Consider the following 18,996-nt stretch of genomic DNA (forward strand, 5'->3'; position numbering starts at 1 on the left):
GTGTATGCCTCCGGTACACCGTGAGTTCAGGTACACGTCTGCCGCAGGGCGGTGTCGCAGTGGTTTTCGTCCCCTCCGTCCCGCCGTGACGGGCTGAGAAACCGCGCCGTAGCCGGAGCCGCATCCGTAGCCGGAGCCGGAGCCGGAGCCGGAGCCGTAGCCGTAACCGGAGCCATCCAGCGACTGCCGCCGCCGAGCATCCACGTGGTACCGGCGAACCGCCTCAGACCAGTCCCTTCGCCAACACCACGGCCCCGTCCACCGGTTCGCCCCGCAGCGCCCGCACCCGCGTCGACGGCAACGCCTCGGCCAAGGCCGAGGTGAATGCCTCGTACAGCACCGGCTGCGCCAGAATCGTGCTGCCCGCGACCACCACGTCGTCGACGAGCACGCCCCGCCGGGCGAGGGAGACGACGAGCGCGGCCAACGCCCGCCCGCCGTCGGAGATGACCCCACGGGCGAGCGCGGATCCCTCTGCCGCCGCCGTGAACACGGCGGGAGCGTGCCGGCCCCATTCGGCGGAGACGTCCTGGGCCCTCTCCAACGCAGCGCCCAGCGAAGGCACTTCGGCCACGTCGAAGGCGGCGGTCAGCCGGTGGGCGAGGGCGTCGGGGGGTTCGCCGCGGTCGTGTGCGGCCCAGCAGGCCCGGGCGGCCTCGCGGACCAGGCCGGCCGCCGCTCCCTCGTCGCCGAGGGCGGCACCCCAGCCGCCGACCTGGACCGGCTCACCGTCGGCGAGACGGCCCACGGCGACCGAACCGGTGCCGGCCACCAGACCGACGCCCTTGTCCAGCCCGGCCGCGGGAACCAGCAGTTCGGCGTCGCCCGTGATCAGGCAGGGGGCGTCGAGCAAGGGGCGCAGTGCGCTGCGGATGAGTTCGCACTGGCAGGGGGTCTCACAGCCGTGGCCTCCGACGGCCACCGCGCCGGGACGGGTGTTTGGCGGCAGTGCCTCGTGGAGCAGCGCGGCAAGCCACGCGGCGGCGGCCCCGGGGTCGTGGGGCCGCCAGCCACCGCTGCCGCGGACGTGGTCGACGGCCGGGCCCGCGTCTGAGCCGTCGAGCGAGACGGCACGCACATGGGTCTTCGTGCCACCCACGTCGATACCGACCGCGAGGGGCGTGGAGTCCTGCACGGATCCTCTTTCTGGCGTTGCGCGCATGAGTGCGAACGGCCGGTGGGCGAACCGTGCCTGGGTGGTGGGGACAGCTTGTCGGGAAGCCCCGGGACGGGCTTCGGGGGAGCGACTGGCGTGTAGCCGCTTAATTCGTTAGGAAGTTAACTAACGAAGTAGGGTGCGTCAAGAGTCGCGGAAATCCGAGCCGTACGACCCGCACCAGGACCCCGTCCGGGGTTGTGATCGCGGGCCCGGATCACAACCGCGGACAGGCCCTGAGGGCCCGACGGGACGGATTCACGACGTGCGCGAAGTCCGCGGCGTGCTCGACTCACCCGACCCGAACGTTCTTCTGACACCCGACCGCTGCGGCTACGACCTGGGGGAGAGATGCACCTGAGCGAGAGTGCCCGCGCGGTGTTCGCCGTACTGGCTGCGGCGGGTACCGCCACCCGCCCTCAACTGGCGGCCGGTGCGGGCCTTTCCAAGCCGACCGTCTCCGCCGCCGTGGCCGAGCTGGAGGCCGCCGAGCTCGCCGCCCGTTCCGGCACCGTCTCCGGCGCCACCGGCCGCAGCGCCGCCGTCTACGGTCTCGGGCCCGCCGCCGGCGCCGTACTCGCCGTCGATCTGGGCCCCAGCCACACCCGGGTACGCGGCTGCGCCCTGGACGGCACCCTGCTCGCCGAGGGCACCGGCACCCGGGCGGGAGCCGCCGACGCCGTACGCGAGGCCCTCGCCGCGCTGCCCGCCGGAGCTCCGCTGCGCACCATCGTCGTCGCCGTCGGTGACGTCACCGCCCGGGAGCGGGAGGGCGCCGGTATGCGCCCCGCGACCGCCAAGGCCGGCCCCGTCTTCGACGCCATGGCCGTGGCGCTGCCGCCGGGGGTGCCCGTCCACCTCGAGAACAACGTCAACTGCGCCGCACTCGCCGAGCTGCACGAGGGCGCCGCCCGTGGCAGCCACACCTTCGGCTTTCTGCGGATCGGCGTCGGTATCGGCCTCGGTATCGTCGTCGGCGGCCAGGTGCTGCGCGGGGCGAACGGTGCCGCCGGAGAAGTGGCCCGGCTGCCCTACCCCTGGGACGAGGGGCGTGAACCGCGCCGGGAGGCCCTGGAGGAGCACGTCGGGGCGCGTTCCCTGCTCCGCCGGGCCGGGGAGGCCTGGCAGGACGCCGACGGCCCGCGCCCCCGCACCGTCGAGCGGCTCTTCGCCCTCGCCGGCCAGGGCCGGGCCACGGCTCGTGCCGTGGTCGGCCGGCATGCCGTCGACGTGGGCCGGCTCGCCGCCGCCGTGACCGCCGTACTGGACCCGGGGCTGATCGTGCTGGGCGGCAGCACCGGCTCGGACCCCCAGCTCCTGCCCGGTGTCCGGGCCGAGCTGGCCCGGCTGAGCTGGCCCACCGAGGTGGTCAGCAGCACGGTGGGCGACAGCGGCACGGTGGTGGGCGCCGCGCGGCTCGCCGTCGCCCGGGGAGTCCAAACCGTGACCGATGGCGCGCTGGCTAAGGATTGACGGCTTCAGGCTCGGTCTGCCAATGTCCGGACAAGCGCTTTCTAAGTCGGCCGGGACGCCGGCTTGGGGTGAGCGTCCCAAGCCGTATGCGACGTACGGCAGCCGCGCGAGGGCGTGCTCGCGAGGCGACGGCCTCGAGGCCGGGGATCCCACCCGTCAGGGCGGCGCGGCCGGGCGAGGCCGCGCCCCCGGAAGGCGAAATCCCTCAATGCACCCGTGCCGCCTCGATCGGCGCCGTGCTCCTTCTGTTACGAAATGGGATCGAAGATGACCAGTGTGGGTGTGCGGCGCTCCCGCCGACTCGGCCGCGGCGGCATACGCCGCCTTGTTCCCCTCGCTGCCGTGACCACGGCAGGTGCCCTGCTGCTCTCCGCCTGCGGATCGGAATCCGACTCGGGCGGGACCTCCAAGTCGCTGACGTTCTGGATCTCCACGGTTCCGGGGCAGGACGCGGGCTGGAAGAAGATGGTGGCGGACTACAAGAAGGAAGCCGGCGTCAGCATCAAGCTCGTCAACATCCCCTACGAGGGCTACACGACGAAGCTGCGCAACTCCGCGCAGGCGAACTCTCTGCCCGACGTGGCGGCCGTGCCGGCGCTGGACCCGATCTGGTCGAACAAGCTGATCGACCTCAGCTCCATCGCCAACAAGAAGAGCAACAACATCAACGCGAACTTCCTCGCCAAGGACTCGTCCGGGAAGGTGCTGTCCATCCCCTCGGACGTCACCGCGTCCGGCATGTTCATCAACAAGACGCTCTTCGAGAAGGCCGGCGTCTCCTTCCCGACCTCGCCCCAGGACACCTGGACCTGGACCGAGTTCATCAAGGCGGCGGACGAGGTCCGGGAGAAGACCAAGGCCAAGTACTCCCTGACGTTCGACCAGTCGCCGTCCCGGCTCCGCGCCATGGTGTACGAGCTCGGCGGGAAGTACGTCCACGCGGACTCCTCCGGCAAGTTCTCGGTGGACGCCGCGACCAGGAAGGCCGTGAAGCGCTTCGTCGAGATGAACGACGACAAGACCATGCCGAAGTCGGTGTGGACCAGCGGCGCCGACCCGTCGGCCATGTTCCAGAGCGGTGACGTGGTCGCCTACTGGTCCGGCGTGTGGCAGGTTGCCGCCTACGCGGAGAGCATCAAGAAGTTCGAGTGGGCGAGCGTCCCGACTCCCGCCGAGCCGGTGCAGGCCAGCGACGTCAACAGCGGCGGCATGGTGGTCGGCTTCAACAACAACGGCGACGCGGCCACCGCCGCGAACAAGTTCATCTCCTGGCTGTACGAGCCGGACCACTACCGCGAGCTGTGTGAGGCGTCCGGGTTCCTGCCCGTCGAGAGCGGTCTGAACCCGGAGTACCCCTTCAAGTCCGAGGCGGCGCAGGCGGCGTTCAAGCTCTACAACGAGTCGATCCCGCTCTACGACCCGATCTCCGGCTACTTCAACTCCGCCCAGACGAACTGGGCGCTGAAGGGCAAGAGCCTCGCCGACGACCCGACCAAGACGGAGCTCGGCAAGGCGATCAACGGCCAGCAGTCGGTCGACAAGGCCCTGGACAACATCGTGGCCGGCTACAACCAGCAGGTCGGCGGCTGAGCACAGGCCGGTGGGCGCGGGCGGCGGGGTCGAGACCACCGCCGCCCGGCCTCCGGCGCACGCGCGAGCCGGGCTCATGGCGTGAGCCCACAGGAATCCATTCCACCAGCACGGAGTCAGGAAGATGACAAAACGCGCCTCGGACGTGTCCGCGAGCCCGCCCAGGAGACGCAGCAGCTACACCCTTGCGCCGCTCGTCCTCATCGCGGCCAATGTCGTGCTCTTCGCGCTGTTCTTCGTCTGGCCGGCGGTGATCGGGCTCGTCTACTCCTTCACGAACTACACGGGCGTGGGGGTGTTCCAGTTCACCGGACTGGACAACTACGAGAACCTGCTCGGGGACTCCACGTTCTACGACGCGCTGACCCGGACGCTGCTGTACACCGTCCTCTTCGTCCCGCTGAACTTCGCGCTCTCGCTGCTCGCCGCCAATCTGGTGGTGAGCAAGCACGCCAAGGGCTCGTCGGTCGCCCGCGTCATCTTCTTCATTCCGTGGCTGCTGTCGCCCATTGTCGTGGGCGTCCTGTGGCGGTGGCTGTTCGGTGAGAACTTCGGACTGGTCAACTACGTCATCGAGAAGCTCGGCGGAGGTGCCGTTTCGTGGCAGTCGAACGCGGACCTGTCGCTGCTGGTGGTGGTGATGGCGGCATCCTGGATGTGGACGGGTTTCACGATGCTGCTGTTCATCGCGGCGATCAAGAACGTACCGGTGTCGTACTACGAGGCGGCCTCGCTCGACGGCGCCGGTCCGTGGCGCCAGTTCATCAGCATCACGCTGCCGAGCATCGCGCCCACCTCGTTCATCGTCATCCTGCTCAACACGATCAACGCGATGAAGGAATACCCGGTGTTCGTCGCCCTCAACAACGGCGGACCCGGAACGTCGAACAACCTGCTTGTCCAGTACATCTATGAGACCGGCTTCAAACGGGGCCAGATCGGCTACGCGAGCGCCGCGTCGTTCGTGCTCATGCTCATCCTGATGGCCGTCGCGATCATCCAGCTGATCGTCAACCGGCGGGTGGAGAACCGATGACAACCACAGACATGCCACGCCCGCTCGACGCCGATGCCAAACAAGCCGTTTCCAAGAAGGGCCCCCGCAACGCGGTCGGCGGTGGACTCCGGCGGGCGGTGCCCGCGACGACACTGCTGTGGATCCTGGCGGGCCTCTACGGTCTGCCGGTGCTGTGGTTCATCCTCAGCTCCCTCAAGCCGGCCAGCGACCTGTTCTCCTATCCGCTGACGCTGGTTCCGGACGACGTCACCCTGTCGGGTTACCTGACGGCGTGGCGCAGTGCCAACTTCTCCCAGTACTTCATCAACACGACCATCGTGTGCGTGATCACGACGATCCTCACGGTGGGTGTCAGTTGCTGCACCGGTTACGCGCTGGCCAAGTACGACAACAAATGGCTCAAGGTCTTCTTCGTCTGCATCCTGGCCACCACGATGCTGCCGGGCGAGGTCATGCTCGCCCCGGAGTTCCTGGTGGTCCGCGACCTCGGCCTCTACAACTCGTTCGCCGGCATCATCCTCCCGGCCGTGCTCACCGCGACCGGATGCTTCATGTTCCGCCAGTTCTTCCTGACGGTTCCCGACGAACTCGTGGAAGCGGCACGCATCGACGGCGCGCGCGAACTGTCGATCTTCCTGCGGATCATGGTGCCGGTCTCCCGGCCCATCATGCTGACCCTCGCCATCCTGTCCTTCCAGTGGCGGTGGAACGACTACATCTGGCCGCTTCTGATGCTCAACGACCCCAAGAAGTTCACCGTGCAGATCGGCATCCAGAGCATCGTCGGCGCGCAGAACATCAACTGGTCGGTACTGCTCGGCGCATCGGTCATCTCCATGATCCCGCTGATCGTCGTCTTCCTGGTGTTCCAGCGTTACGTCATGAACGCCGACATCAATGCCGGACTGAAGGACTGACCTTGCCCACCCCGTTCGACCACGAGTTCGTTCGCGCGGTGGCCCGCCCCGCCGGCGGCCAGGCCCGCACCCGTCGTGTGATCCCGACATCCCACGGCATGGCCACCTCAGGCATGAAGGGCTGATTCCCGTGGACCTCCCGCACCAACCCGTGCACCTCCTCCACCAGCGCGGCCCGCTGCACGACCTCCCGGACACCCCGGAGGCGTACGACGCGGTCCTCGCCGACGTCGTCGAGCAGGCCTTGCGGCGGATCACCCCGGAAGGCAGTCTCGAACACCCCGACTGTGCGGACGACATCGGTGACACCTCCCTCGGGATCACCTCGCTGCTGGCCCTGGCCTGGCAGCGGACCAAGGACCCGAGGCTGCCGGAGGCGGTCCACCGCAGCCTCGCCTTCCATCTGCGCGAGCGGGTCTACGTCGAGGACAACCCCGGTTACCCCAACCTGAAGGCCCGCAACTCCCGCCTGCCGTACGCCCGCTACGTCCTGGAAGCGGGCGCACACCCGATCGGAGACTGGCCGAGCACGGTGTGGGCGCTGCTCCAGACGGTCAATGTGCTGGACACGGCGGACGGGCTCGTCGACGACGGACAGCGCGCCGAACTGGTGGAGGTGGCGCACGGCTACTGGCGCTGGCTGACCGAGACGACCTTCTTCAACCCGCAGGAGGCGGGCAACCAGGCCATCGGCTGCATCGTGGGCGGGCTGATGCTGGCCCGCCATCTCCCGCCGGAACGAGGGGGCTCGGTCCGCTCACGCGCGATCAGCCTGTACGCCGACGAGATCCGCGCCCGTCGCGTACGGGACCGCGGCGCGCTGCTGCCCCCCGAACACGGCGGCGCCTACGACAACAACTACGGCCCGATCTCCCTGTCCTTCCTGGCGCAGGCCCACCGGGTCAGCGGCGAGGCGGTCTTCGCCGAGGACGGGGACGCCCTCGCCCGCTACATCGACGCACGGCTGACGGGCGGCGGCTTCGACAACGGCGGCCCCCGCTACAGCGAGCAGCACTCCGCCTTCGAAGCGGTCCTGGGGCTGCGCTACTTCAGCGGGCGCATCGGCTCCGACCTCGGCCGCTACCGCGGTGACTCACGCTGGGCGCGGCACGCCGCCGGGGCTGACGGCGGTCTCGACGGGCACTTCGCGTTCATGCTGGTCTGGCAGATCCAGGACGACAGCCGCTGGCACCGCACCCCGCGCCGCGAGCCGGTGCGCCACCAACTACGCGCCGGCACGGTGTCGGTGGCCTTCGACTCCCGTATGACCCCGTCGCTGCTGGAGGCGGACGGCACGTACTACCTGCCGGCGGCCGTGAACCGGCAGCACGGCTTCGGCCCGGTACGGGACGGCTTCCTGTACTGCCGCCCGATGGGCGAGGTACGCGTGCGTGACGTCCGGTCCGGCGGCCTGACCGCCAAGCTGGTCACCAAGCCGGTGGTGGGCCGCGACCACGTCCTGCGCCACGTCCGGTCACTGTACGTCACGGACGGCACCCGACTGTGGACGACGGTCGCCGTGGAACGGCTGGCCGGGGAGCGGTATCTGCTCGCCGGGATGCCGTACGCGGCCGACGACGGCGACCGGGTGCGCAGGATCACGGACGGCGGTCGGGGCACGGTCGAGGGAACGGTGAACCTGACACACCCCCACCTCACCGGCCCCGACCGCTTCGACACCCGTGAGGAGATCACCCAGGAGCAGGCGGCCTTCGCGCTGGCGGCCGATCCGCGCGGCTACGGCGATCCCGACGAGGGCTGGCGTCACATCGTGGCGACCTCGGCGCTGGAGGTGGCCCCGGCCGTGGACTCCCCGGCGGGCCTGGACGTCTTCGCCGTCCGCTACGGCCCGGGCGACAGCCCGTTCTCCCCGGCCTTCGAGCAGGACCCGGCCGGGCTGACGGTACGGACCGAGGCGTTCACGGCGGTGATCGGTAACCCCGAGGGCGACCCGGAGCTCACCCTCACGCCGTCCTGAGGCTGTCCTCCTCCCGAAGGATCCGCTGCTTCGTCGCCTCCGCGCAACACCTGTTGTCCTTGACGTTGATCCACAGCGGGCGGGAGTCGACGGTCTCGGTGAACGGCACGTAATAGCGTCGTCGTCCGTGGCCACCTTGGACAGGTAGACCTCGGGGAGGGCGTCGGGACGGAAGGAGTTCTCGATCGGCTTGAGGTCCGTCCAGAACTCTTCGGCGGGCATGTCGGGCATGTGAGCGGCCCCTTTCGTCGCGGGATCCCCGGAAGTGAATCCCTCAGCGGCCGGTTCCGTCTTTCCCGTGGCAGACCTGGCCGCTTGCAGATTCCGGACATCCGCCGACGGCGGGCACGTTCGGGCGGGCGTGTGAAACGGGTCCCCGGCCGCGGCAGAGCGGTCGGGGACCCGTGGAGGGGGCGGGGCCCGTCAGGCCGCGACCTGCTCGCGGCCCACGGTCTTCGGTGCCGGACGCTCACCCAGCGAGTCCGTGGGCACCTTGTGCGTCTCGCGCGCCGTCAGCGCGGCGAGGACCGGCGGGACGCACAGCGCGGCGGTGAACAGCGCCACCGAGGACCAGTCGTCGCCGCCCGGGCCCGCGATCTGCGCGGCGAAGGTCACCGCGAAACCGGCGACCGCGAAACCGATCTGGGTGCCGATCGCCATGCCGGACAGCCGGACCCGGGTGGAGAACATCTCGCCGTAGAACGACGGCCAGATGCCGTTCGCGGCGCTGTAGACGATGCCGAAGGTGGCGACACCCAGTACCAGGATCAGGGGGTACGAGCCGGTGGAGATCGCCCACAGATAGACGAACATCATCGCGGCGCTGCCCGCGGCGCCGATCAGGAAGACGGGACGGCGGCCGATGCGGTCCGAGAGCGTGGCCCACAGCGGGATGGCGGCCAGGGCGACCAGGTTGGCCAGCGCGCCGACCCACAGCATCGACGAGCGGGACAGCCCCACGGAGTCGCTCGTCGCGTAGGCGAGCGCCCACACGGTGAAGATGGTGCTGACCGAGGCGACGAGGGCGCCCGCGATCACTCTGAGGACGTCCGTCCAGTGCTCGCGCAGCAGCACCGCGAGCGGCAGTTTCGCCACCCCCTCCGTCGCGGCCTGCTGGGTGAAGGCGGGAGTCTCCTCGAGCGTCCGCCGGATGACGTAGCCGACGACGGCGACCGTGACGCTCAGCCAGAACGGCACCCGCCAGCCCCACGACAGCAGTTGCTCCTCGGGCAGCGCGGCCACCGGGATGAAGACCAGCGTCGCCAGCAGCTGCCCGGCCTGGGTGCCGTTCAGAGTGAAGCTCGTGTAGTAGCCGCGGCGCCCCGGTGGCGCGTGCTCCAGCGTCATCGAGTTGGCGCTCGCCTGCTCACCGGCGGCGGAGATGCCCTGGAGCACCCGGCAGATCACCAGCAGGACGGGCGCGAGCGTGCCGACCTGGTCGCGGGTCGGCAGACAGCCGATGAGGAACGTCGACAGACCCATCAGCATCAGCGTGAAGACCATGATCTTCTTGCGGCCCAGGCGGTCGCCGAAGTGACCGAGGAAGAGCGCGCCGACGGGGCGGGCCGCGTAGGCGACACCGAAGGTGGCCAGTGACAGCAGCGTCGCGGTGGCCGGGTCGGACTCGTCGAAGAAGACCTCGGGGAAGATCAGGGCGGCCGCGCTGCCGTAGATGAAGAAGTCGTAGTACTCCAGGGCGCTGCCGATCCAGGCGGCCAGCGCGGCCTTCCTGGGCTGGCCCGGCGGGGCGTCGAGGGGTGCGTCGGGGACGGACACGGCGTGCTCCTTCGAGGGGACTCCAAGGTAGGTGGAGTGAGCGGAGGGGAGAAGGGCCGGATCCCTGGGTGACGGGTCGGCTGCGCCGGGCGCGCCCCGGCTGATTAACCCACTGGATAGTTAATAGCGGATTGGGCAGTGATGTTGCGCTCGCGTTTCCCGGGTGTCAAGAGGTCGCGCGGGAAGGATCTCTGCCGCGGGCCGGAGTCAGTCGGCGGAGCGGTCCGCCGTCAGATAGGCGATGACCATGTCGCCCAGCATGTTCCGGTAGTGCTCGCGCTGGTCCGCGGCGGTCAGATCACGGCCGAAGAGGACACCGAAGGTGTGCCGGTTGGCGACCCTGAAGAAGCAGAAGGAGCTGATCAGCGCGTGCAGATCCACCGCGTCGACGTGGGCGGTGAACAGCCCCGAGGCGCGGCCGGCCTGAAGGATGCGGCCGGTGACCTCCAGGGCGGGCGAGCTGATCCTGCCCAACTCCTCGGAGCCGGCGATGTGCTCGGCCTCGTGGATGTTCTCGATGCTCACCAGGCGGATGAAGTCGGGATGCGCCTCGTGGTGGTCGAAGGTCAGCTCGGTGAGCCGTCGGATCGCCGCGACCGGGTCCAGATGCTCGACGTCCAGGGCCTGCTCGGCCTGCCGGATCACCGAGTACGCCCGTTCCAGCACGGCCGTGAAGAGCTGTTCCTTGCCGCCGAAGTAGTAGTAGATCATCCGCTTCGTGGTGCGCGTGCGGGCCGCGATCTCGTCCACGCGGGCACCGGCGTACCCGGAGCGGGCGAACTCCTCCGTCGCCACGTCGAGGATCTCGGCGCGGGTGCGGGCCGCATCGCGGATGCGGCCGTTGCGGTGGGCCGGTTCGTCGACGCCGGTCATCGGGGTCCCTTCGGGCGTGCGGAGGACGACCTGTGCCCGCCGATTCTAGAAGCCCGGAGCGCGCGGCCGGCCCGAGAGGGCTTCCCAAGGCCCCGCGATACTGCTATCAGTAACGTACTAGTTCGTACATTAGTTGTCCCGGGAGGTCCGCGGTGGCCAAGGACTCGTATCTCGTCGGCCTGATCGGCTCCGGTATCGGTCCGTCGCTCAGCCCGGCGCTGCACGAGCGGGAGGCCGGCCGTCAGGGCCTGCGGTACCTGTACCGGCTCATCGACATCGACACCCTCGGCGTCCCACCACGGGCCGTGGGCGACCTGGTACGCGCCGCCCGCGACCTCGGCTTCGACGGACTCAACATCACCCACCCCTGCAAGCAACTCGTCATCGAGCACCTGGACGCGCTCGACCCGCAGGCCGAGGCCCTCGGCGCGGTGAACACCGTGGTCTTCGAGGACGGCCGGGCGGTCGGCCACAACACCGACGTCACCGGCTTCGCCGCCTCCTTCGCCCGCGGACTGCCCGACGCGCCGCTGGAACGAGTCGTGCAACTCGGCGCCGGAGGCGCGGGCGCGGCCGTCGCGCACGCCACGCTCACCCTCGGCGCCGGGCACCTCACCGTCGTCGACGCGCTGCCGGACCGGGCCGCCGACCTCGCGGCCGCCCTCAACCGGCGCTTCGGTGCCGGCCGGGCCGCCGCGACGACCCCGGACACGCTCCCGAAGCTGCTGGTGGAAGCCGACGGCATCGTGCACGCCACCCCCACCGGCATGGCCGCCCACCCCGGCCTGCCCTTCCCCGCCGAACTGCTCCACGCCGGCCTCTGGGTCGCCGAGGTGGTCTACCGCCCACTGGAGACCGAACTGCTGAGCACCGCCCGCGCGCTCGGCTGCGCCACGCTCGACGGCGGAGGCATGGCCGTCTTCCAGGCCGCGGACGCGTTCCGGCTCTTCACCGGGCGGGAACCCGACAGCGCGCGCATGCTCGCCGACATCGCCGACCTGGCGGGCGCCGTCCCGGCTCCGAAGTAGACGGCGTTCCGGCGCCGAGGGAAGAAAGAGGTATCGACGTTGCGCACGTCCATCGCCACCGTCTCGCTCAGCGGATCCCTGACCGAGAAACTCACGGCCGCCGCCCGGGCCGGCTTCGACGGCGTCGAGATCTTCGAGAACGACCTGCTCGCCAGCCCCCTCACCCCCGAGGACATCCGCGCCCGCTGCGCCGACCTCGGCCTGAGCATCGACCTCTACCAGCCCATGCGCGACATCGAGGCCGTGCCCGAAGAACGGCTCGTCAGCAATCTGCGCCGCGCACGCCACAAGTTCGAGCTGATGCGCCGACTCGGCGCCGACCTGGTCCTCGTCTGCTCCAGCGTCTCGCCCGAGGCCGAGGACGACGACGCCCTCGCCGCCGAACAGCTCGCCCGACTGGCCGACCTGGCACAGGACTTCGGAATCCGCGTCGCCTACGAGGCGCTCGCCTGGGGCAGGCACGTCAGCACCTACGACCACGCCTGGAACATCGTCGAGACCGCCGGCCACCCCGCGCTCGGCACCTGCCTGGACAGCTTCCACATCCTCTCCCGCGGGTCCGACCCGAAGGGCATCGCGGACATACCCGGCGAGAAGATCTTCTTCCTGCAACTGGCCGACGCCCCGCTCCTGGCCATGGACGTCCTGCAGTGGAGCCGCCACTACCGCTGCTTCCCCGGACAGGGCGGCTTCGACGTCGCGGGCCTCGTGGGGCAGGTGATCCGCGCCGGATACCAGGGCCCGCTCTCCCTGGAGGTCTTCAACGACGTCTTCCGGCAGGCCGAGGCGGGCCCCACCGCCGTGGACGCCCGGCGCTCGCTGCTGGTCCTCCAGGAGTCCGTGGGCCTCGCACGGCCGCCCGAACCCGTCGTCCCGACCGGCATCGCCTTCGCCGAACTCCTCACACCCGACGTCGAGCCGGTCTCCGCCGTCCTCGGCGCGCTCGGCTTCTCCCGTACGGCCCGGCACCGCAGCAAGCCCGTCGACCTCTGGCAGCAGGGCGAGGCACGCGTCCTGGTGAACACGGGACCGGCGGCCCGCCGCAACGGCACCGCGCTCGCCGCCATCGGCCTGCGGTCACCGGACCCGGCGGGCGCGGCCCGGCGCGCCGAGGCCCTGCTGGCACCCGTCCTGCCGCGCCGCCGCGCCCCCGAGGACGCACCGCTGGAGGCGGTGGCCGCACCCGACGGCACGGAGCTCTTCTTCTGCGCCGCCGACGACGATCTCGAACTCCCCAGCTGGACCGGGGACTTCGAACCGCTCACCGACACGTCCCCGGGCCCCGGCACCCTGCGCATCGACCATCTGGCCCTGACCCAGCCCTGGCACCACTTCGACGAGGCGGCCCTCTTCCACCGCACGGTGCTCGGGCTCGACCCGCAGGAGAGCGTCGACGTCGCCGACCCCTACGGACTGTTCCGCAGCCGCGCGGTGACCAACGCCGACGGCAGCGTCCGTATCGCGCTCTCGGTCGGCCCCGCACCCACCGACGACGAGGTACGCGCCCAGCACATCGCCTTCGGCACCACCGACGTCATCGCCGCGGCCCGCGCCTTCCGCGAGGCCGGCGGCCGGCTGCTCCCGGTGCCCGCCAACTACCACGACGACCTCGCGGCACAGTTCGAGTTCGCCGACGGTGAGCTCGAGACGTACCGCGAACTCGGCATCCTCTACGACCGTGACGACACGGGCGCCGCGTTCCGGCACTGCTACACGGAAACCGTCGGCCGCGTCTTCTTCGAGCTCGTCCAACGCGACGACGGCTACCGCGGTTACGGCGCCCGGAACGCCCCCGTACGGCTGGCGGCCCAGCACGCCGTATCGCGCTATCGGGGGTAAGCGCGCCGTACGGCGTCCCAGGGTGCCGCCGTCAACCCTCCCGCGTCTCCACGGCATGCCCCCCGAACTGCTTGCGCAGCGCCGCGACCATCTTCATCTGCGGGGAGTCGTCCTGCCGGGAGGCGAACCGGGCGAACAGCGCGGCCGTGATCGCCGGCAGCGGGACCGCGTTGTCGATGGCCGCCTCCACCGTCCAGCGACCCTCGCCCGAGTCCTCCGCGTACCCCCGCAGCTTCTGCAGGTGCTCGTCCTCGTCCAGCGCATTGACGGCGAGGTCCAGCAGCCAGGAACGGATGACCGTGCCGTCCTGCCAGGAGCGGAACACCTCACGGACGTCGGTCACCGAGTGCACCGCCTCCAGCAGCTCCCAGCCCTCGGCGTAGGCCTGCATCAGGGCGTACTCGATACCGTTGTGGACCATCTTGGAGAAGTGCCCGGCGCCGACCGCGCCGGCGTGGACGTAGCCGTACGGGCCCTCCGGTTTGAGCGCGTGGAAGATCGGCTGGAGCCGTGCCACGTGCTCCTCGTCGCCGCCCACCATCAGTGCATAGCCGTTCTGCAGCCCCCACACCCCGCCGGAGACGCCCGCGTCGACGAAGCCGATGCCCCTGGCTCCGAGCTCCTCCGCGTGCTTCTCGTCGTCGGTCCAGCGGGAGTTGCCGCCGTCGACGACGGTGTCCCCGGCCGACAGCAGGTCCCCCAGTTCGTCGATGACGGACTGGGTCGCCGCGCCTGCCGGGACCATCACCCAGACCACGCGTGGGGCGTCCAGCCGTTCCACGAGTTCGGCGAGGCTGCCCACGTCCGAGACGTCGGGGTTGCGGTCGTAGCCGATGACGGTGTGCCCGGAGCGGCGGATCCGCTCGCGCATGTTGCCGCCCATCTTGCCGAGACCGATGAGACCCATCTGCATCGCTGCCATGTCAGCAATCACTTCTCTTCCGATAGGTGCCTGAGCGTGCGGTAGGTGACGACGAGCTCTTCCGTCTTCCGTGCCGGGGCGGGCCGTGGACGCCGGCCCCCGGGTCAGCGCGGGCGTGACCTGCTTGGCGTGTCACTCATGCCCGGCGGCATCCCCGGCGCCGCGTCCGAGACCGCCGTCGGGGCCGCTCCCGGCGCCATGACCGGAGCCGTCGGCCCCGAAGTGGGCGCTCTCCTCGCGGCCGGCCCCGCGCAGCGCGACCGCGTACATCTCGTCCGCGTCGAGCCGGCGCAGTTCCTCCGCGATCAGCTCGGAGGTGCTGCGCACCTTCAGCGCGAGGGTGCGCGAGGGCTGGCCGGGCAGTGCCAGCGTGGCCAGCGGGCCCTCGGGACGGTCGATGATGATCTCGCCCTTCTCGGTGCCGAGCCGGACGCCCGTCACCACCGGTCCGGCGGTGACCACCCGGTCCACCGCAACGCCCAGCCGGACCTCCAGCCAGCGCGCCAGCAGTTCCGCGCTGGGGTTGTCCGCCTCGCTCTCCACGGCGGCCGACACCACCTTAGTCCGGGCCTGGTCGAGCGCGGCGGCCAGCATCGACCGCCACGGGGTGAGCCTGGTCCAGGCGAGGTCGGTGTCACCGGGCGCGTAGGAGGCGACACGCTGCTCCAGCACGTTCAGCGGGTGCTCCACGGCGTACATGTCGGTGATCCGGCGCTGGGCCAGCGCGCCCAGCGAGTCCTTGGCGGGCACGTCCGGCGAGTCCACCGGCCACCACACGACCACCGGGGCGTCCGGCAGCAGCAGCGGCAGCACCACTGAGTCGGCGTGCTCGCCGACCTCGCCGTACAACCGCAGCACCACCGTCTCGCCGGTGCCCGCGTCCGCGCCCACCCGCACCTCCGCGTCCAGCCGGGAGCTCGTGCGGTCGCGGGGGGTGCGCGAGACCCGCCGGATGACGACCAGCGTGCGCGAGGGGTGCTCGTGGGAGGCCTCCTCGGCCGCCCTGATCGAGTCGTACGCGTTCTCCTCGTCGGTGACGATCACCATCGTCAGGACCATGCCCACGGCGGGGGTGCCGATGGCGCGGCGGCCCTGTACCAGCGCTTTGTTGATCTTGCTTGCCGTGGTGTCGGTCAGGTCGATCTTCATGGCCTGCGCCAGCTCCGTCCGTCTCGTGCGAGCATCTCGTCGGCTTCTGCGGGACCCCAGGTGCCCGCGGGGTACTTGCGCGGGCCGGCCGTGCCTCTCCCCGTACTCCCCGACCGGGTCGAGGTCCTCCAGGACTCTTCCACCTCCTGATGACACGGGAACACATTGGAGTCGCCGAGCAGAACGTCCAGGATCAGCTTCTCGTACGCTTCCGGTCCGGACTCGGCGAACGACTCGCCGTACCCGAAGTCCGTCGTTTCACGTTCCGGATCTTCGCCGAGGTACCGGGCACCGTCGAGCCGAAGCGGACGGTCGTGCTTGCTCATACCGCGCCCCCGAAGGGACGATTTTGTGCTTCGGTCACCGTGATCGTCTTCCCTGCTGCGCCGTGGCGACTTCCCCGAGTACCCAGAGCTGCGCGGTTCTACTTTCGGAGACGGCGAAGAAGCGGGGACGCGGTCCTGCCGCGTCCCCGCCTCAGTGGCTCAGTTGCTCGTGCCGCCGCGAGCTCAGCGTCCGAAGTTGAACCAGTTGACGTTCACGAAATCCGCCGGCTGGCCGCTCGTGAAGGTCAGATAGACGTCGTGCGTCCCGGTGACGTCGCTGACGTTCGCCGGGATCGTCCGCCAGGACTGCCAGCCACCCGTGTTGCCCACCGCGAAGCTGCCGACAGGGGTTGCGGTCCGGCTGTCGAGGCGCACCTCGACCAGACCGCTCACCCCGGAGGCGGCGCCGCTCGCCACCCGGGCGTTGAACTGCTTCGCCGCCGTGGACCCGAAGTCGACGCCCCGGTAGAGCACCCAGTCGCCGTTCGCGAGCGAACCGATGTTCTGGCCGCCGCCCGAGTCGGTCGTCGTCTCGGTGATCGTGCCTGACTGGCTGTCGTACGACTCCGCCTGGATCGCGCCGTAGGCGTCACGGCCGCCGGTGGGCGGAGGCGTGGTGCCGCCGCCGGAACCGGTCGACTGCAGGACCTGGACGTAGTCGACGACCATCGGGTGGCCGGGCACGGTGTCGGCGTCAAGGCCGCCCCCGTACGCCGCCGGGAAGGCGCCGCCCATGGCCACGTTCAGGATGATGAAGAAGCCGTGGTTGGTGGCGTTGGCCCACGTGGTGGCGTCGACCTGGTTCGCCGTCACGGTGTGGTAGTTGGTGCCGTCGACGAAGAACCGGATCGCCTCCGGGCTCACCGAGCGGTCCCACTCCATGGTGTAGGTGTGGAAGCCGGCCTGACACGTCGTGCCGGGACACACGGTGGAGTTGCCGATGCCGGTGGTCTCGTTGCACGGGCCGCCAGGGTTGGTGCCGCAGTGCAGGGTGGCCCACACCCTGTTCATGCCCTGGACGTTCTCCATGATGTCCAGCTCGCCGACGCTCGGCCAGTTCTGGTAGTTGCCGCGGTAGGGCGCACCGAGCATCCAGAACGCGGGCCAGTAGCCTTCGGCCGCCGTCCCGGTCACGTTCGGCATCTGGAGACGGGACTCGACGCGGAGCTTCCCGCCGGGGGGCGGCTGGAAGTCGGTTCGGTTGGTCTCGATACGGCCGGAGGTCCAGTTCCCGGCGGAGTCGCGCCGCGGGGTGATCCGGAGGTTGCCACTGCCGTCGAGGGCGACGTTGTTGGTGCTCGACGTCATGGTCTCGACCTCGCCGGTGCCCCAGTTGGCGGGGCCGCCCGGGTAGCCGGTGCCGGTCGCGTACTGCCAGTCGGCGGTGTTCACACCGGAGCCCGCGGCCCCGTCGAAGTCGTCGACGAAGACCTGCGTCCAGCCGGCCGGAGGGGTGGGGGCGGAGGCGCTGGCGGGCAGGGTGCCGGCCGTGGTCGCGGCGACGGCCAGGCTCGCAGTGCCGAGTACGGCGAGCAGCGCGCGACGCAGGGGATGGCGCAGTGGACTAGGCAGTGGACGGAATAGTGGACGACTCAGTGGTCGACTCAGTCGACGACGCGCGGGGCGGCCGGGGCCGCGGGGTATCGCTCCGGGGGCTTCTCTCATGGGGGTGGCCTCTCGGGTACGGAGTGGTGCGCGGGTAGTTTGAGAGCGCTCTCAGACTTGCCTGGTGGGGGTGAGAGCGCTCCCACAGGTGTTGAGCGGTCAATGTGCTCCCCGTCACTGCGGCCGTCAAGAGGTAAAGCAGAGAAAGTCCGTACGGCAGAGGGGAGTTCACTCTGTGAAGTGGGGGCCGTCTCGACGAAAACGCCGGAGGGGCTGAGATGATCTCAGCCCCTCAGGCCACCCGCTGGTGACGGTGTCGGTATGTGTGGGTGTCGGTGGTGACCGTACGGTCGGGTGACTGGGTCGGGTGTCGACGCGACTCAGGCGGCGAGCAGGGCGTCCATCTGTCCGACCGCCTCCTGGAAGCCTTCGGCCATGCCCATCTTCACCAGCTGCTCCATCTGCTCACGGGAGTCGAAGACCGAACGGATCTCCAGTCGTGTGCCGCCGTCGCGCTCGGCGAGTTGGACGTGCACCGTGGTGATCGGCATGTCGGTGGCCGGCTTCCCGTCCTGGTCGGCGAACCCGTCGGTGAACTCCAGGGACGTCGGAGGGGTGACCGAGGTGACCCGCCACCAGCCGCGGTGCTTGTCGCCCTCGGGGCCGGTCATGAAGTAGGTGACGCTCCCGCCCGGAGTCAGGTCGTGGTCCTCCACGGTCGCCGGGTAGGTCGGCGGGCCCCACCAGCGCTCCAGCTGCCGCGGGTCGGCCCACAGCTGCCACACCCGCTCGGCGGGCGCCGCGAAGTCGGCGATCAGGGTGAGGGTCAGGTTGTCGAAATCCTTGTCGACGCTGGTGACGCTCATTTCTCCGGTCCTTCCGTCGGGTTGTCCTCGGGGTCTTCGGCGGTGTCGGCGAGCAGTCGGGCCATCCGGTCCACTCGCCCACGCCAAGCGGATTCCAGCTCGTCGAGTGCCTGCCGTGCGCGGTCCACGGCGGCGGGGTCGGTACACACGAGCTGCTCCCGTCCGCGGCGCTGCTTGACGACCAGGCCGGCCCGCTCCAGCACGGCGACGTGCTTCTGCACGGCGGCGAAGCTCATCGGGTAGCCCGCGGCCAGCCGCGACACCGACAGCTCGCCGCGCACGCAGCGGCGGAGTATGTCGCGGCGGGTGGTGTCGGCCAGTGCGTGGAACAGGCGGTCCACGGTGTCCTCAGCACTCTCTTCTACAACCATTTGGTTGTACGTTATGCGCGAAGCCGCCACCTGTAAAGTCCTGGCGCTGAATGCTTACGCCGTCCGGCGGCGGTACCTGTGCCCGCCGGCGGCGGAAGCCCTGCACCGG

General features: G+C 70.2%; 18 protein-coding genes. 8 read left to right on the top strand and 10 right to left on the bottom strand.

Annotation, left to right across the window (positions count from 1 at the left end):
• Nucleotides 1-223 precede the first annotated feature (223 nt).
• Nucleotides 224-1,135, bottom strand: a complete 912-nt coding sequence (locus tag EF387_RS07575) for an N-acetylglucosamine kinase (protein WP_128375718.1) — start codon at nucleotides 1,133-1,135, stop codon at nucleotides 224-226.
• 372 nt (nucleotides 1,136-1,507) lie between these two features.
• Between EF387_RS07575 and EF387_RS07580 the strand changes: the two genes are divergently transcribed.
• From EF387_RS07580 to EF387_RS07600, 6 genes are all read left to right on the top strand, one after another.
• A complete protein-coding gene (locus tag EF387_RS07580; RefSeq protein ID WP_128375719.1) occupies nucleotides 1,508-2,629 on the top strand; it encodes an ROK family protein in 1,122 nt (373 codons plus the stop codon).
• A 267-nt stretch (nucleotides 2,630-2,896) separates the two neighbouring features.
• Nucleotides 2,897-4,219 (top strand): ABC transporter substrate-binding protein, encoded by a 1,323-nt coding sequence (locus tag EF387_RS07585; RefSeq protein WP_128375720.1) that lies wholly within the window; start codon nucleotides 2,897-2,899, stop codon nucleotides 4,217-4,219.
• Between the two features lie 124 nt (nucleotides 4,220-4,343).
• Entirely contained in the window at nucleotides 4,344-5,255 is a 912-nt protein-coding gene (locus EF387_RS07590; protein WP_128375721.1) for a carbohydrate ABC transporter permease, read from the top strand.
• Nucleotides 5,252-6,154, top strand: a complete 903-nt coding sequence (locus tag EF387_RS07595) for a carbohydrate ABC transporter permease (RefSeq protein ID WP_128375722.1) — start codon at nucleotides 5,252-5,254, stop codon at nucleotides 6,152-6,154. Before EF387_RS07590 ends, EF387_RS07595 begins: the two co-directional genes overlap by 4 nt.
• A 2-nt stretch (nucleotides 6,155-6,156) precedes the next feature.
• Nucleotides 6,157-6,279, top strand: coding sequence for a hypothetical protein (locus tag EF387_RS49390; protein WP_274388924.1), 123 nt, complete (start codon nucleotides 6,157-6,159; stop codon nucleotides 6,277-6,279).
• Nucleotides 6,280-6,305: 26 nt separating this feature from the next.
• Nucleotides 6,306-8,132 (top strand): hypothetical protein, encoded by a 1,827-nt coding sequence (locus tag EF387_RS07600; protein WP_128375801.1) that lies wholly within the window; start codon nucleotides 6,306-6,308, stop codon nucleotides 8,130-8,132.
• Here the strand turns inward: EF387_RS07600 and EF387_RS49395 are convergent.
• From EF387_RS49395 to EF387_RS07615, 3 genes are all read right to left on the bottom strand, one after another.
• On the bottom strand, nucleotides 8,119-8,241 hold the full coding sequence (locus tag EF387_RS49395) for a hypothetical protein (protein ID WP_274388925.1): 123 nt from the start codon (nucleotides 8,239-8,241) through the stop codon (nucleotides 8,119-8,121). The two genes, EF387_RS07600 and EF387_RS49395, sit on opposite strands and share 14 nt — an antisense overlap.
• 314 nt (nucleotides 8,242-8,555) lie before the next feature.
• Nucleotides 8,556-9,908, bottom strand: coding sequence for an MFS transporter (locus EF387_RS07610; RefSeq protein WP_128375723.1), 1,353 nt, complete (start codon nucleotides 9,906-9,908; stop codon nucleotides 8,556-8,558).
• 207 nt (nucleotides 9,909-10,115) lie between these two features.
• Nucleotides 10,116-10,781, bottom strand: coding sequence for a TetR/AcrR family transcriptional regulator (locus EF387_RS07615; RefSeq protein WP_128375724.1), 666 nt, complete (start codon nucleotides 10,779-10,781; stop codon nucleotides 10,116-10,118).
• A gap of 152 nt (nucleotides 10,782-10,933) precedes the next feature.
• Between EF387_RS07615 and EF387_RS07620 the strand changes: the two genes are divergently transcribed.
• Nucleotides 10,934-11,809: a shikimate dehydrogenase gene (locus EF387_RS07620; RefSeq protein WP_128375725.1), complete on the top strand. Its 876-nt coding sequence runs from the start codon at nucleotides 10,934-10,936 to the stop codon at nucleotides 11,807-11,809.
• A 39-nt stretch (nucleotides 11,810-11,848) separates the two neighbouring features.
• Nucleotides 11,849-13,648, top strand: coding sequence for a bifunctional sugar phosphate isomerase/epimerase/4-hydroxyphenylpyruvate dioxygenase family protein (locus EF387_RS07625; protein WP_128375726.1), 1,800 nt, complete (start codon nucleotides 11,849-11,851; stop codon nucleotides 13,646-13,648).
• 31 nt (nucleotides 13,649-13,679) lie between these two features.
• On the opposite strand, the gene gnd is transcribed toward EF387_RS07625, so the two are convergent.
• The 6 genes from gnd to EF387_RS07655 all read right to left on the bottom strand — a co-directional run bounded on the left by gnd (nucleotide 13,680) and on the right by EF387_RS07655 (nucleotide 18,887).
• A complete protein-coding gene (gnd, locus tag EF387_RS07630; protein ID WP_128375727.1) occupies nucleotides 13,680-14,570 on the bottom strand; it encodes a phosphogluconate dehydrogenase (NAD(+)-dependent, decarboxylating) in 891 nt (296 codons plus the stop codon).
• A gap of 132 nt (nucleotides 14,571-14,702) precedes the next feature.
• Nucleotides 14,703-15,719, bottom strand: a complete 1,017-nt coding sequence (gene opcA, locus EF387_RS07635; RefSeq protein WP_128375728.1) for a glucose-6-phosphate dehydrogenase assembly protein OpcA — start codon at nucleotides 15,717-15,719, stop codon at nucleotides 14,703-14,705.
• Nucleotides 15,716-16,045, bottom strand: coding sequence for a hypothetical protein (locus EF387_RS07640; RefSeq protein ID WP_128375729.1), 330 nt, complete (start codon nucleotides 16,043-16,045; stop codon nucleotides 15,716-15,718). The genes opcA and EF387_RS07640 overlap by 4 nt, the downstream gene beginning before the upstream one ends.
• 183 nt (nucleotides 16,046-16,228) lie before the next feature.
• A complete protein-coding gene (locus EF387_RS07645; protein ID WP_128375730.1) occupies nucleotides 16,229-17,710 on the bottom strand; it encodes a glycoside hydrolase family 16 protein in 1,482 nt (493 codons plus the stop codon).
• A 320-nt stretch (nucleotides 17,711-18,030) separates the two neighbouring features.
• On the bottom strand, nucleotides 18,031-18,516 hold the full coding sequence (locus EF387_RS07650) for an SRPBCC family protein (RefSeq protein ID WP_128375731.1): 486 nt from the start codon (nucleotides 18,514-18,516) through the stop codon (nucleotides 18,031-18,033).
• On the bottom strand, nucleotides 18,513-18,887 hold the full coding sequence (locus EF387_RS07655) for an ArsR/SmtB family transcription factor (RefSeq protein ID WP_128375732.1): 375 nt from the start codon (nucleotides 18,885-18,887) through the stop codon (nucleotides 18,513-18,515). Before EF387_RS07655 ends, EF387_RS07650 begins: the two co-directional genes overlap by 4 nt.
• Nucleotides 18,888-18,996: the final 109 nt, after the last annotated feature.

Source organism: Streptomyces cavernae, from assembly GCF_004023625.1.
Lineage (GTDB): Bacteria > Actinomycetota > Actinomycetes > Streptomycetales > Streptomycetaceae > Streptomyces > Streptomyces cavernae.